A 14,838-nucleotide genomic window follows, 5' to 3' on the forward strand; every position below is an offset into this window, starting at 1 on the left:
AAAAGGCCGCTATAAATATCGGAAAATTATACCGTATTGCCGATTTCTCTAAAATAATATTCTAATATTACTATCGGATCGGCTCTCTCGGAAACCATTCAAATGAACCGTTTCGATGGCTATTCATTTCAAGAGGAAGTTCCTCAACATTAATTCATTTCAACGTGTATGCCCTCATTTTTCATAATCCTCCTGTCAATCAAAACAGAAGGGATTCTTGGTTATGAAAACGAACGGGCAGCGCATTTTCTCTGCAGTCATCGCTCTGGGAATGCTCGGCGCAACAACGGGCGTTTCCTTCGCCCAATCGGCGGCAAGCGAGGCAACGGCACCGGCTGGGACCTACAAGCTTGATCCGACACATGCAGCCTTGCTGTGGTCCCTGAGGCATAACCAGATTTCCAACTATACCGCCCGCTTCAACAAGTTCGAGGCTACGTTGAAGCTCGACCCGGCCAAAATCGAAAATTCCTCGATCGAAGTGACCATCGATCCCACTTCCGTCGCCACTGCCTATCCGGCGGACTACAAGGCCACGCATGCCTCTTCCGGTTATGCAACCTGGGACGAAGATGTCAGCCGCTCGCCCAACTTCCTGAACAGTGACGCCCACCCGACAATCACCTTCAAGTCCACCAAGGTTACGTCGACCGGCGCAACAACGGCTGACGTCACAGGCGACCTCACGTTTCTGGGGGTGACCAAGCCCGTCACACTGAAGGCGACGCTCCAAGGCGCAATCGACAGCCATCCCTATGAAGGCGTGCCTGCGGTCGGATTTGCCGCTGAAGGCACTTTCAACCGCACCGAATTCGGTCAGCCGCTTGGCCCGGTCGGCCCGGAAATCACCATTCGTTTCGATGGGGAGTTCATTCAGGAAGCGAGCTGACGCGCGCTTGACTGAAACCCACCGGCTGCGCCTCCTCCCAAGCCGGGCCGGTGGGCTTGCGACATTTCAATCACGAAATTTTTGCCCGGTGTCGCAATGGCGGCATCTGGGCCCCGACCCGTCAGGATGACCATGAACACTCATCCCCGCTCAACGTCCTCCCGCTACAGCGCGATTGCCATTCTGTTGCATTGGGCGATTGCCATTCTCGTCATTTCCATGATCCCGATGGGCTGGTGGATGGTAAGGGCCATCAACAAGCCGGACACGCAGCAGCTCGCCTATCAGCTGTTCCAGCTGCATAAATCCATCGGCTTCGCAATTCTGGCCCTGACCCTGCTTCGCGTGATCTGGCGTCTGACCCACCCGGTTCCGGCACTGCCATCGGACATGAAGGACTGGGAACGCGTGCTGGCGCGCGCAACCCATATTGCCTTTTATGCACTGCTGCTGGCCATTCCACTGACCGGCTGGGTCTATGTCTCGACCGGCTGGGCGATCAGCACGGATCGCCCGCTGATGGTATCGACCTCGTGGTTCGGTCTGTTCGACGTTCCACCAATTCCAGCCATGGACGGCATGCGCAATGTTGCCTTCGGTGCCATGGGCGCCCATGCTTATATGGCCTATGGGGGTGCCGCTCTCATTGTCCTGCATGTTGCCGCTGCGCTGAAACACCAGCTGATTGACCGCGACGGCGTGCTGGCCCAGATGCTGCCTTTCCTGCGCGCGAAGGATCATGGGGACACGGCGCTTCCCGGAAGGGCGATGTTGCCACGCGGTCTCGGGATCGCCTTCATCGTCATGATCGGGCTTGCGGGTTTTACCGTGCATCTGCCCACAACCCCTCCGCCAGCACAGCTGACCGTCGCAGAAGCGACGCCGGTGGCGGCCTCCCCAGCCGCAGAAGCCACAACGGCAGACGCCAATGCCACCAGCTGGGCTATTGATCCGGCTGTATCGGCCATCCGCTTCACCGGCACCCATGCAGGCAAGGACTTCGCCGGGCATTTCAGCGAGTGGACCGGCAATATTCGCTTCGATCCCGACAATCTTGCCGGATCGAAAGCCGTGATCACAGTCAATACCGGCTCGGCCACAACCGGCGATGCCACGCAGGAAAGTTCGCTCAAGAATGGGGAATGGTTCAATCCCCGGCGCTTTCCAGAAGCGCATTTCGAAACCAAGAGCTTCCGCTCGCTCGGCGGCGAGCGCTATGAAGCCGACGCTATCCTGACGATCAAGAACAAGGCCGTGCCGGTCGTTCTGCCCTTTACCTACAAACCGGAAGGTAACATCGCCACCGTGGACGGCAATATCGAGCTTGATCGCGCAGCGCTTAATCTCGGGATGTTTTCCGATCCGGCTGCGGAATGGGTGTCCAAGACGATTGCCGTCACGATCAATGTCACGGCAGCAAAAAGCTGATGCCGAAAACAAAAATCCCGGCACTTGTGCCGGGATTTTCTGTCTGTCTATGCAAATTGCCTATTCTGGCCGAAACTGTTCTGGAGCAGCAGCCTCAAACGCCGGTAGCTCTCCGCAGGCCTTTGCCACCGCCGCAATACGCGGAAGGTTCTCCCATTCGACGCCCCAACGGCTTGCATTGTAAAGCTGGGGAACCAGCACACAATCGGCCATGCCCGGCGTGTCGCCATAGCAGAAGCGACCTTCAAAACCCCGATGGTCGAGCAGCTTTTCGAAAGCAGCCAGACCACGAGCAATATTATCCTTGTTCCACGCTGCGCGGGCTTCCTTGCCCGCGAGCGCTTCGACCTGCGCCAAGACCCGAAGGTTGGAAACCGGATGGATTTCGCAGGCGATTGCGTCAGCCAATGCGCGGACATGCGCCCTGCCCGCTGCATCGCGCGGCAGCAGGGCCGGGTCTGGCCGCGTCTCGTCCAGATATTCGATGATCGCCAGCGACTGCACCAGCACCAACCCGTCAATTTTCAAAACGGGCACAAGACCCTGCGGATGCAGCGCCAGATGCTCGGGCGAAAACTGCGCACCCGCAGTGAGGTCTACCGGCACCCGATCATAGGCAATCCCCTTCAAGGCCAGCGCGAGACGAACGCGATAGGCCGAAGACGAGCGCCAGTAATCATATAAAGTCACCGTCATGGCTGTGCCGGAAGAATCTGGCCGACGCAGGGTCCAAAACCGATGCGATAACCATCGCCTCTCGCTTCCGCAAACAAGGCAATCTCGTCGCCATCCTCGATGAAGGTGCGGCTTTCGCCATTCACCGTAACCGGGTTCTTGCCGTTCTGCGTCATTTCCAGAAGCGCGCCGGTCTGTTCAAGGCTCGGCCCGGAAATCGTGCCGGAACCAAGCAGATCGCCAACCCGCATCGGGCAGCCGGTTTCGGTATGGTGCGCCAGTTGCTGCGCGCTCGAATAATACATGACATTGTAATTTGTCTCTGCCATGCGTTGGCCGTTCATGGTCCAGCCGATGGCGAGATCGTACAATCCCGGCCGGTCTTGCTGCAGATAAGGCAGAAGCGGATTGACGCGCTCCGGGCCTGCGCTGCGGAACGGCTCAAGTGCGGCCTGCGTCACAACCCATGCACCAATGGTCGTCCCCAGAGCCTTTGACTGGAAAGGCCCCAGCGGCTGATATTCCCAAGCCTGGATATCGCGGGCGGACCAGTCATTGAGCAGCACATAGCCGAAGATCATGTCCTCCGCCTGCTCGACGCTAACGCGTTCGCCCATCGTGCTGTCGATGCCGACGATAGCGCCCAACTCCAGTTCCAGATCGAGCTTTTTACAGCGGTCCCATACCGGCCCCTGTTCGCCTTTGGTCTGTCCCATGGGGCGGCGGATCGGCGTGCCCGTCACCACCACAGAGGAGGCGCGGCCATTATACCCGATCGGCATATGGGTCCATTGCGGCGGCAAAGCGTTTTCCGGCCCGCGAAACAGCACGCCCACGTTGAAGGCATGATTTTTCGATGCGTAGAAATCGGTAAATTCCGTCACGCGGATCGGCAGATGTAACCGCGCATCGGCCATTGGCACCAAGGGCAGGCTGGTGTCGCCGCCTTCGCGCAAAAGCTCCGTCAGCGCTGCCCGCACCTCGTCCCATCTGGCGCGGCCCAACGCCATGAAGCCATTGAGCTGCGGCTGGGCGAAAGTGCCATCGGCATCGATGAGGCCCGCCGCTTCGCATTTATCGAGATCGAGTATCATATCGCCAATGGCAACGCCGCAACGCGGTGCATCACCGTCTACCGAAAACACACCATAGGGCAGATTGTTCAGGGGAAAGGGGCAATCTGCATGATTGGCGCTCTCCACCCAGGACCGGATCAAAGCCAATGTCCATCTCCTCATTTCAAAATCATCGTCTTCGAGTGCCGGGAATTGGAAACCGCAGCACCCGATGCATCGCGCATCACTTCACGCCGGGCGTGCCGTCGAACTTCTTTTCGAGATGGTCCCAGACCTCGATATATTCTTCCTGCATGGGGGCCTCGTGCGCGGCGAATTCCGTCAGATGCTGCGGGAAGCGGGTCTCGAACATGAAGCTCATCGTATTGTCGAGCTTTTCCGGGCGCAGTTCCGCATTCGACGCGCCTTCAAATGCGTCGCGGTCCGGCCCGTGCGGCAACATGCAATTGTGCAGGCTGATGCCGCCCGGCGCGAAGCCCTGCGGCTTGGCATCGTAGACGCCATAAATATTGCCCATAAGCTCGGACATGATGTTCTTGTGATACCATGGCGGGCGGAATGAATGTTCCGCCACCAGCCAGCGTTCGCGAAACAGCACGAAGTCGATATTGGCCGTGCCTTCCTGACCCGACGGTGCTGTCAGTACTGTGAAGATCGACGGATCGGGATGGTCGAACAGAATCGCCCCGACCGGAGAATAGGTGCGCAGGTCATATTTATAGGCGCAGTAATTGCCATGCCACGCCACAATGTCGAGCGGCGAATGGTCGATCCATGTCTCGTGGAACTGGCCGCACCATTTGATGACAACACGCGAGCGCGCCTGTTTGTCCTCATAGGCTGCAACCGGCGATTTGAAATCGCGCGGGTTGGCAAGGCAGTTGGCGCCGATAGGACCACGACCCGGCATATCGAATTTCTGACCGTAATTCTCGCAGACGAAACCGCGGCATGGTCCCTCAAGCACCTCGACGCGATAGACAAGACCGCGCGGGATAATGGCGATTTCCTTGGGCTCAAGATCGATGATGCCAAGCTCCGTGCAGAAACGCAGACGTCCTTCCTGCGGTACGATCAGCAATTCACTGTCGGCGGAGTAAAAATATTCGTCCTCCATCGAGCGGGTGATCAGATAGACATGGCTTGCCATGCCGATCTGGATGTTCACATCGCCCGCCGTGGTCATGGTGCGCATACCGGTGATCCACGTCAGGTCTTCGTCCGGCCCCGGCAACGGGATGGGGTCCCAGCGATACTGGCCAAGACTGGTGATATTGCGCCGCTGCGGATCGCCGACCGGCAGATTGGGCGCAGTCTTCCAGTAGGGCACGTCAATCAGCTTGAAACGGCCCGTATGATGAACGGACGGGCGAATGCGATAGCACCAGGTCCGCTCGTTCTGACCGCGGGGCGCGGTGAAAGCGGTGCCGGACAGCTGCTCGGCATAAAGCCCGTAATTGCATTTCTGCGGTGAATTCTGGCCTTGCGGCAATGCGCCCGGCAGCGCTTCGGTTTCAAAGTCGTTGCCGAAACCGGGCATATAGCCCTCTACGGTTCCGGTCGTTACCGATGCGCGGACCATGCCCTGCGGGATCGCTTGAATGGTCATGATTATTCCTCCCGGCAAATTCGTTGCACTAACAACGATAATAACGTTGCGAATGCAACGAAGTCAACGCTTCTTGTGCAGAGCTTGTTTTTCCGTTGTATTTGCAATGAAACTCTGCTCCTTTCCTGCAAAAAGGAGACGTGCATGGCGTTCGAACTCGACAGTTTCCTGCCCTATCAGCTGAGTGTCGTGGCCCAGCGGATCAGCGAGCGGTTTTCAAGACGCTACGCCGCCGAGGCAGGGCTGACCATTCCCGAATGGCGCGTGCTGGCGCATCTCTATCGTAGCGGCGAAGTCAGCATTCGCGACATCAACACCCGCGTCAATCTCGACAAGTCGATTGTCAGCCGGGCTGCAACGCGTTTGGAAAGTGCTGGCCTGCTGCACAAGTCGGATAACAATATCGACCGCAGATTGATTGTACTCGCCCTCACCCCCAAGGGGGAAGCGCTGATGCATCGCCTTGGCAAGATCGCCGACGAATTTCAGGCGGAGATCCTGAAAGAGCTGGGCCCGGACGCCGGGCATTTTCTCGACGGGCTTGCGCGCCTCTCCGGCGCGCACCCCGCGCGATAGGGTTCGTCTTATTCTGCCGCAGTCACCTGCCTTACGGCGTTGTGCAGCGCGGCAATGCCGGTTTCCAGCGCCTGCCTGTCCGACTCGGACATGGCGCCCAATATGGCATTGGCCCTGGCATCGACCTCGCCAAAGACTTGTTGAAACAGGGCCTGTCCCGCATTCGTGATGGCATAGTGCCGCAAACGCCGGTCTTCTTCGGATACGGCACGGACAATCAGACCTTTTGCCTCAAGCCGACTGGCGGCGCGGCTGACCTGCACCTTGTCGAGCGATGTGCGCTGGGCTAGCTGCACCGAATCGATGGACCCTGCCTCCGCAAGCAGAAACAAGAAACGCCATTCTTCTCGCATCAGCCCATATTTATGGCCATAGACTGCAACGAGTTGCCGGGAAAATGCTTCCGCGACAATCGCAAGCCGATAGGGAAAGAACGTTTCCATACGCATTACATACCCCCTCACAAAGTCTTTGCATTTCAAACAGTTTCACGGAATGGACGAACAATTTCAAAGGCTTTTTCACAAACACGGCCCATCCGAAGACCGTAAAGATTGCTGTTCACGGAAGACCTCAAACCTCGACTGCTCCCCAGACGGTTCACACCACTATTAAACGTTGCCCGCCGCTCCTGCGGTCTGCATATCTCCTAAAAACGCCACTCCAGTTCCTTGCATATGTAACGTTGCTATTGCAATGAACTTGACATCGTTGCAAATGATACGATTATAGGGGGCCGGTATCGAGGAACCGGCTTTTAAAATTCTGTGCAGCGGAGGAGCACCCATGAGCACATCAGCACCGGCGGGGACAGTGGACGCCGCGCAGACGCAAAAATCGTCGATACGACTTCTTTTCGCGGCCAGCACCGGCACGATCATCGAGTGGTATGATTTCGCGGTTTTCGCCTTTTGCGCCGCGCTTGTTTTCAACACCGCATTTTTTCCGGCTGTCGATCCGATCACCGGATTGATCGCAGCCCTGTCCACCCAGGCCGTGGGCTTCATTGCCCGCCCGGCGGGTGGCTGGTTCTTCGGCGTTCTGGGTGACAGGATCGGCCGCAAACAGGCGCTCGTCATCAGCCTATTCCTGATGGGCGGCGCGACGGTCGCCATGGGCCTGCTCCCAACCTACCAGCAGATCGGTGTGTTCGCACCGCTCCTGCTTCTTCTCATGCGCCTGCTGCAAGGCTTTGCCATTGGTGGTGAATCCACTGGCGCACTGGTGCTGATTGCGGAAAGCCTTCCAGCCAAACAACGTGGGCTTTGGACCGGCTTTCCGATGATCGGCGGACCGGCTGGCAATGTGATCGCCACAGCCGTTATCGGTGCCGTCATCGGTCATTTCGGATCGGAAGCCTTTGTCGAATGGGCATGGCGTATCCCGTTCATTGCTTCCATCCTGCTGATCGGTCTTGGCCTTTGGGTCCGTCGCAAGGTCGAAGAATCGCCCGCCTTCGTCCAACTTCAGGAACAGAAAAATGAACCGGTCAAAGCCCCGCTGCGCGAAGCAATTTCGACCCAGGGCGGAAACATGCTGCGCGTCCTGTTCGTCAAGGCTGGCGAAAGCGCACTGTTCTACCTCTTCTCCACATTCTTCATCGTATTGGCCACTGTGTTTCTCAAGGTGCCACGTGAGGCAGCGCTGGGCGCATTGTTCGTCGGCTCGATTGCCGAAGTCGCGGTCATCCTCGCCGCTGGCGCGACCGCTGACCGGATCGGACGCCGGGCAGTCACGCTGGTAGGGCTCGTCGGCGGTATCGGCGCTGGCTTCTGGCTTTTCAGCTTGCCTCCGGGCGCAGACACTGCGACGCTTACATGGGCAACGGTGCTGACCCTCTCTTTCCACGGCATTATCGTGGGCGGCATGTCGGCCTATTTCACCGAACTCTTCCCTGCACGTGTTCGCTATACAGCTATGTCGACATCCTATTCGGTCGCCACAGTCCTCGGCGGAGCGCTCGCCCCCATCATCGGCACATGGTTGCTCGAAATATTCGGTACACCCTTCGCAGTTGCGGTCTATGCAACACTGATGGCCATTCCCGCAATCTATGTGATGATCACCACACCTGAAACCAAAGGCCGGGATCTTGTGAACTGAAACTGTTCCCGTTTCTAACGAAAAGCCGCATTTTGATGCGGCTTTTTGTTTTCGGTGCACTTTATAGGTCGAAATATCGTAGCTTTAGCGAGGTAAAACCGAACTTCCCATCAGATCAGCATCGATGGCGTGTGCGGCCTGACGGCCTTCGCGGATCGCCCAGACGACCAGCGACTGGCCGCGGCGAACGTCGCCTGCCGCATAGAGCTTGTCGACATTGGTGCGATAGTCGTGCTCATTGGCCTTGACCGACTTGGAGCCGCGACGATCGGTTGCGACATCAAGCTTATCGCCCAGTTCCTTGATCACGCTGTCCTCACCCGGACCGGCAAAGCCGATGGCAATGAATGCAAGATCGGCCTTGATGAAGAATTCCGAACCGGCAATCGGCTTGCGTTTTTCGTCCACCTGGCAGCACTTCACATGGGTCAGGCGGCCTTCTTCGCCGATGAATTCCAGCGTCGCGACCTGAAATTCGCGCGAAGCACCCTCAGCCTGACTGGAAGAGGTGCGCATCTTGGTCGCCCAATAAGGCCAGACGCTGAGCTTGTCTTCCTTTTCCGGCGGCTGCGGACGAATATCGAGCTGCGTAACGTTTACTGCGCCCTGACGGAAGGCCGTGCCGACGCAGTCCGAAGCGGTATCGCCACCGCCGACCACGACGACGTGCTTGCCACCAGCGAGGATAGGCGCCGAAGCCCATGCAACGGATTCGATGTTCTCGCGACCGACGCGGCGGTTCTGCTGGACCAGATAAGGCATGGCGTCGAAAACGCCTTCCAGATCGGCACCGGGAATGCCTGCGGGGCGCGGGGTTTCGGAGCCGCCGCTGTAAAGCACGGCATCATAGGTATCGAGAAGACCGCGCAGCGGCTTGTCGACGCCGATATTCACGCCGCACAGGAAGCGGACGCCCTCACCTTCCATCTGCGCCACGCGGCGGTCGATGTGGTGCTTTTCCATCTTGAAATCCGGAATGCCGTAACGCAGCAGACCGCCGGGGCGGCTTTCGCGCTCATAGACATCCACCATGTGACCGGCACGGGCAAGCTGCTGTGCGGCAGCAAGCCCAGCCGGGCCGGAACCGATGATGGCAACCGACTTGCCGGTCTTGTTGGCGGCAGGCTGCGGCACGATATAGCCAAGCTCATAGGCCTTGTCGCCCAGCGCCTGCTCGACCGTCTTGATCGCAACCGGCGTGTCTTCGAGGTTCAGCGTGCAGGCTTCCTCGCAAGGTGCGGGGCAGACGCGACCGGTGAATTCCGGGAAATTATTGGTCAGATGCAGGTTGCGGATCGCCTGATCCCAATTGTTGTTATAGACCAGATCATTCCAGTCCGGGATCTGGTTGTGCACCGGGCAGCCCGTTGGCCCATGGCAGAACGGAATGCCGCAATCCATGCAGCGCGCAGCCTGCTTCTGCACTTCACCATCCGTCATCGGAATGGTGAACTCGCGGAAGTGGCGGATACGATCCGACGCTGGCTGGTACTTTGCCACCTGACGGTCGATCTCTAGAAAACCAGTTACCTTACCCATTCTTCTACTCCCCTCGGCCTGAGACCAGCGCATGGTCTGCTTTGCCGGAAGTTGCCCTGTCCGCCGCGTTATCTTTAACGCGCAGGCATGTCAGGACGTTGTTATCTCTTCATATGGCGAAGGGCGCCCGACCCGAAGGTCGGGCTCCGCTTGTCAGGATCACTCAGCCGCGACACCGATCTGCGCACGCTCCATCTCTTCCAGAGCGCGACGGTATTCGACCGGCATGACCTTCACGAATTTGGGACGATAGCTCTCCCAATTGTCGAGAATGTCCTTCGCCCGCGTCGAGCCTGTGTAATGCAGATGGTTGGCGATCAGCTGCACCAGACGTTCCTCATCATGATGGGTCATATTGGCCGAAACGTCCACACGGCCCTTATGCATGAGGTCACCGCCATGGTGATGCAGCTTTTCGAGGATGTCGTCTTCTTCCGGCACCGGTTCCAGCTCGACCATCGCCATATTGCAGCGCTGGGCGAAATCACCTTCCTCGTCGAGCACATAGGCGACACCGCCCGACATGCCCGCCGCGAAATTGCGACCCGTCTGACCGATAACCACGACGACACCGCCGGTCATGTACTCGCAACCGTGATCACCCACGCCTTCGACAACCGTGACTGCACCGGAGTTACGGACGGCGAAACGCTCGCCTGCAACGCCGCGGAAATAGCACTCGCCTTCAAGCGCACCGTAAAGCACCGTATTGCCGACGATGATGGAATCTTCGGCGACGATACGCGTATCTTCCGGCGGACGGATGACGATGCGGCCACCCGAAAGGCCCTTGCCGACATAATCGTTGCCATCGCCGATCAGCTCGAACGAGATGCCGCGCGCCAGGAACGCACCAAAGGACTGGCCAGCCGTACCGCGAAGCGTGACGGCGATGGTGTCGTCCGGCAGGCCCTTGTGACGGAACCGCTTGGCAACTTCGCCCGACAGCATGGCACCGGCAGAACGGTCAACGTTCTTGATGCCAATGTCGATCTTGACGGGCTTGCGGTCTTCAAGCGCAGGCAGGGCCTGCTCGATCAGCTTACGGTCGAGAACATCTTCAATCGGATGATGCTGACGCTCGGTCCAGTAGATCTCGTGCTTTTCGGCCTCAGGCTTGTAGAAGATGCGGCTGAAATCGAGACCCTTGGCCTTCCAATGATCGATCATCGCCTGCTTTTCCAGAAGCTCGGTCTCGCCGATGATCTGTTCCAGCTTGGTGAAGCCCATCGAGGCCAGCAGCGCACGCACTTCTTCCGCCAGATAGAAGAAGAAGTTGATGACATGTTCCGGCGTGCCCTTGAAGCGCTTGCGCAGAACCGGGTCCTGCGTCGCCACGCCGACGGGACAAGTGTTCAGATGGCACTTACGCATCATGATGCAGCCAGCAGCAATCAGCGGAGCTGTCGAGAAACCGAACTCGTCGGCACCGAGCAGCGCGCCAATGACCACGTCGCGACCGGTCCGCAAGCCGCCATCGACCTGAAGCGCCACGCGAGAGCGAAGCCCGTTCAGCACCAGCGTCTGGTGAGTTTCAGCAAGGCCGATTTCCCATGGGCTACCGGCATGCTTCAGCGAGGTGAGCGGCGAAGCGCCCGTGCCACCATCATAACCCGACACCGTGATGTGGTCGGCGCGTGCCTTGGCAACACCGGCGGCAACCGTGCCGACACCCACTTCCGAGACCAGCTTGACCGAAATATCGGCAGCCGGGTTGACGTTCTTCAGGTCGTAGATCAGCTGCGCCAGATCTTCGATCGAGTAGATGTCATGGTGGGGCGGCGGCGAAATGAGGCCAACGCCCGGCGTCGAGTGACGGGTCTTGGCGATGGTCGCATCGACCTTGTGACCCGGCAGCTGACCGCCTTCGCCCGGCTTTGCACCCTGCGCAACCTTGATCTGGATCAGATCGGAGTTGACCAGATATTCCGTCGTCACACCGAAACGGCCCGACGCCACCTGCTTGATCGCAGAGCGTTCCGGGTTCGGCTTGCCGTCCGGCAGCGGATAGAAACGATCTGGCTCTTCGCCACCTTCACCCGTGTTCGACTTGCCGCCAATGGCGTTCATCGCGCGCGCCAGCGTGGTATGCGCCTCTCTGGAGATCGAGCCGAAGGACATGGCACCGGTCGAGAAGCGCTTGACGATTTCAGCCGCAGGTTCGACTTCGTCGATGGAAACCGGCTTGAGGCCGCGTTCTTCGGCAAAGCGAATATCGAACAGACCACGAATGGTCTTGGCCTGCGCCGACTTGGAGTCGAGCATGCTGGTATATTCGGTGAAGGTGTCCGGGTTCGAAGTGCGCACTGCATGTTGCAGCTTGGCAACCGCATCCGGCGACCACAAATGTGCCTCGCCGCGCATGCGGTAGGCATATTCGCCGCCGACTTCGAGCGAGGTCAACAGAACCGGGTCGTTACCGAAGGCATCGGTGTGACGGCGCACGGTCTCTTCCGCGATTTCGTCCAGACCAACACCTTCGATGCTGGTGGCCGTGCCGAAAAAGAACTTGTCGACGAAGCTCGACTGCAAGCCGACCGCATCGAAAATCTGCGCGCCACAATAGGACTGGTAAGTCGAGATGCCCATCTTGGACATGACCTTGAGAATGCCCTTGCCGATCGACTTGATGTAGCGCTTGACCACTTCATATTCATCGACTTCCGGCGGGAATTCGCGACGGCGATGCATGTCGAGTAGCGTGTCGAAGGCGAGATACGGGTTGATCGCTTCCGCACCATAACCGGCAAGGCAGGCGAAGTGATGCACTTCGCGCGGCTCGCCCGATTCGACCACGAGGCCGACTGAGGTACGCAGACCCTTGCGGATCAGATGATGATGCACGGCAGCCGTCGCCAGCAGAGCCGGGATCGGAATGCGGTCCGGACCGACCTGACGGTCGGACAGGATGACGATGTTGTAGCCGCCATGAACAGCCGCTTCGGCGCGGTCGCACAGACGCTCAATGGCGCCATGCATACCGGCAGCACCCTCACCCGTATTATAGGTGATGTCGAGCGTCTTGGTGTCGAAGCGATCTTCCGTATGACCAATGGAGCGGATCTTTTCCAGATCGCCATTGGTCAGGATCGGCTGGCGCACTTCCAGACGCTTGCGACGCGAATTGCCGATCAGGTCGAAAATGTTCGGGCGCGGACCGATGAAGGAGACGAGGCTCATCACCAGTTCTTCACGGATCGGATCAATCGGCGGGTTGGTGACCTGCGCGAAGTTCTGCTTGAAATAGGTGAACAGCAACTTCGACTTGTCGGACATGGCCGAAATCGGCGTATCCGTGCCCATCGAGCCGATAGCTTCCTGACCGGTGGTCGCCATCGGCGACATCAGGATTTTGGTGTCTTCCTGGCTGTAGCCGAAGGCCTGCTGGCGGTCGAGCAGGCTCACATCCTTGCGCAACGCACGCGGTTCGACCGGGTTGAGGTCTTCCAGAATGAGCTGGGTGTTGCCAAGCCACTGCTTGTAGGGATGCTTCTGCGCGATCTGCGACTTGATTTCATCGTCGGAAACGATGCGGCCCTCTTCCATATCAATGAGCAGCATACGGCCCGGCTGAAGACGCCACTTCTTGACGACCTTCTTTTCGTCCACCGGCAGAACGCCAGCTTCGGAAGCCAGAATGACGAAATCGTCGTCGGTCACGATGTAACGGGCCGGACGCAGGCCGTTACGGTCCAGCGTCGCGCCGATCTGGCGACCGTCGGTGAAGGCCACGGCAGCAGGACCGTCCCATGGCTCCATCAGGGCAGCGTGATATTCGTAGAAGGCGCGGCGGTCATCCGACATCAGCTTGTTGCCGGACCATGCTTCCGGGATCAGCATCATCATCGCATGGGCGAGGCTGTAGCCGCCCTGATGCAGAAATTCGAGCGCATTGTCGAAGCAAGCCGTATCCGACTGGCCTTCGTAGGAAATCGGCCAGAGCTTGGAAATGTCGTTGCCGAACAGTTCGCTATCGACCGAAGCCTGACGCGCCGCCATCCAGTTCACATTGCCGCGCAGCGTGTTGATTTCACCGTTATGCGCAACCATGCGGTAAGGGTGAGCCAGACGCCAGGAGGGGAAGGTGTTGGTCGAGAAACGCTGATGAACCAGCGCCACCGCGCTTTCGAAGCGGGGATCGCGCAGATCGTTATAATAGGCGCCGACCTGATAAGCCAGGAACATGCCCTTATAGACGACCGTGCGCGCCGACATGGACACGACATAAAAGCCGTTATCGTCGCCGTCATTTTCCTGATAGATGCGGTTGGAAATGACCTTGCGCAGCACGAACAGGCGACGTTCGAACTCGTCGTCGGTTTCGAGCATCGGGTTGCGCCCGATGAAAACCTGAACATGGAATGGTTCGGTCGCGGCAATATCCGGCGCCTTCGACAGCGACGAGTTATCGACCGGCACTTCACGGAAACCGATGAACTGCTGGCCTTCGGCAGCGATCACTTCCTTGACGATTTCTTCCGCATGGGCGCGCAGCTGGGCGTCGCGCGGCATGAATAGGTAACCCACGCCATAATGGCCCGGCTGCGGCAGGTCGATGCCCTGCCGCGCCATTTCCTCGCGGAAAAAGCGATCTGGAATCTGTACGAGAATGCCAGCGCCGTCGCCCATCAGCGGATCAGCGCCCACGGCGCCGCGATGAGTGAGGTTTTCCAGCATCTTGAGGCCGTTTTCCACGACCTCATGCGACTTTTTGCCCTTCATATGGGCAATGAAGCCAACGCCGCACGCATCATGTTCGTTGCGCGGATCGTAAAGACCTTGAGCAGGTGGGACGCCTGCCGCTTTCGTTTTTCGCGTCGTTCGGGTGGAAGCCGTCGTCGCAGCTTTGACGTTTTCGTTCTGCACGTTGTGAGAAACCACATTCGTTACAGATGGCGTCAAATGCGTCATCGTCATTCCCTCCGTTTGGCCCTCTTCATGAG

General features: G+C 58.5%; 10 protein-coding genes. 4 read left to right on the plus strand and 6 right to left on the minus strand.

From position 1 onward, the window contains the following. Positions 1–223: 223 nt before the first annotated feature. Both WIX40_RS04135 and WIX40_RS04140 read left to right on the plus strand, forming a co-directional pair. A complete protein-coding gene (locus WIX40_RS04135) occupies positions 224–889 on the plus strand; it encodes a YceI family protein (protein ID WP_140023493.1) in 666 nt (221 codons plus the stop codon). A 132-nt stretch (positions 890–1,021) separates the two neighbouring features. Continuing rightward, complete coding sequence (locus WIX40_RS04140) at positions 1,022–2,317, plus strand: cytochrome b/b6 domain-containing protein (RefSeq protein WP_339438675.1); 1,296 nt, start codon at positions 1,022–1,024, stop codon at positions 2,315–2,317. A gap of 60 nt (positions 2,318–2,377) precedes the next feature. Here WIX40_RS04140 and maiA read toward each other — a convergent pair whose 3' ends face one another. The 3 genes from maiA to hmgA form a co-directional block, all read right to left on the minus strand. Then, on the minus strand, positions 2,378–3,013 hold the full coding sequence (maiA, locus tag WIX40_RS04145) for a maleylacetoacetate isomerase (RefSeq protein ID WP_339438677.1): 636 nt from the start codon (positions 3,011–3,013) through the stop codon (positions 2,378–2,380). Then, the gene (fahA, locus tag WIX40_RS04150; protein ID WP_371834118.1) at positions 3,010–4,230 is read right to left on the minus strand and encodes a fumarylacetoacetase; all 1,221 of its coding nucleotides are present in this window, start codon (positions 4,228–4,230) and stop codon (positions 3,010–3,012) included. Before fahA ends, maiA begins: the two co-directional genes overlap by 4 nt. 61 nt (positions 4,231–4,291) lie before the next feature. Continuing rightward, positions 4,292–5,677, minus strand: coding sequence for a homogentisate 1,2-dioxygenase (hmgA, locus tag WIX40_RS04155; protein ID WP_109367759.1), 1,386 nt, complete (start codon positions 5,675–5,677; stop codon positions 4,292–4,294). A 144-nt stretch (positions 5,678–5,821) separates the two neighbouring features. On the opposite strand from hmgA, the gene WIX40_RS04160 reads away from it, so the two are divergent. Next, positions 5,822–6,253 (plus strand): MarR family winged helix-turn-helix transcriptional regulator, encoded by a 432-nt coding sequence (locus tag WIX40_RS04160; RefSeq protein ID WP_109367760.1) that lies wholly within the window; start codon positions 5,822–5,824, stop codon positions 6,251–6,253. An 8-nt stretch (positions 6,254–6,261) separates the two neighbouring features. Here the strand turns inward: WIX40_RS04160 and WIX40_RS04165 are convergent, their stop codons facing one another. Beyond that, positions 6,262–6,702: a MarR family winged helix-turn-helix transcriptional regulator gene (locus WIX40_RS04165; protein WP_339438682.1), complete on the minus strand. Its 441-nt coding sequence runs from the start codon at positions 6,700–6,702 to the stop codon at positions 6,262–6,264. A gap of 337 nt (positions 6,703–7,039) precedes the next feature. Here WIX40_RS04165 and WIX40_RS04170 point away from each other — a divergent pair, with 337 nt between their 5' ends. After that, positions 7,040–8,356, plus strand: a complete 1,317-nt coding sequence (locus WIX40_RS04170; protein WP_339438684.1) for an MFS transporter — start codon at positions 7,040–7,042, stop codon at positions 8,354–8,356. Positions 8,357–8,440: 84 nt separating this feature from the next. Here WIX40_RS04170 and WIX40_RS04175 read toward each other — a convergent pair whose 3' ends face one another. Together WIX40_RS04175 and gltB are read right to left on the minus strand one after the other, a co-directional pair. Continuing rightward, positions 8,441–9,895, minus strand: a complete 1,455-nt coding sequence (locus WIX40_RS04175) for a glutamate synthase subunit beta (protein ID WP_121539232.1) — start codon at positions 9,893–9,895, stop codon at positions 8,441–8,443. A 159-nt stretch (positions 9,896–10,054) separates the two neighbouring features. After that, complete coding sequence (gltB, locus tag WIX40_RS04180) at positions 10,055–14,806, minus strand: glutamate synthase large subunit (protein WP_339438687.1); 4,752 nt, start codon at positions 14,804–14,806, stop codon at positions 10,055–10,057. Positions 14,807–14,838 lie beyond the last annotated feature (32 nt).

The organism is Ochrobactrum teleogrylli (assembly GCF_037482325.1).
GTDB classification, from domain to species: Bacteria; Pseudomonadota; Alphaproteobacteria; order Rhizobiales; family Rhizobiaceae; genus Brucella; species Brucella teleogrylli.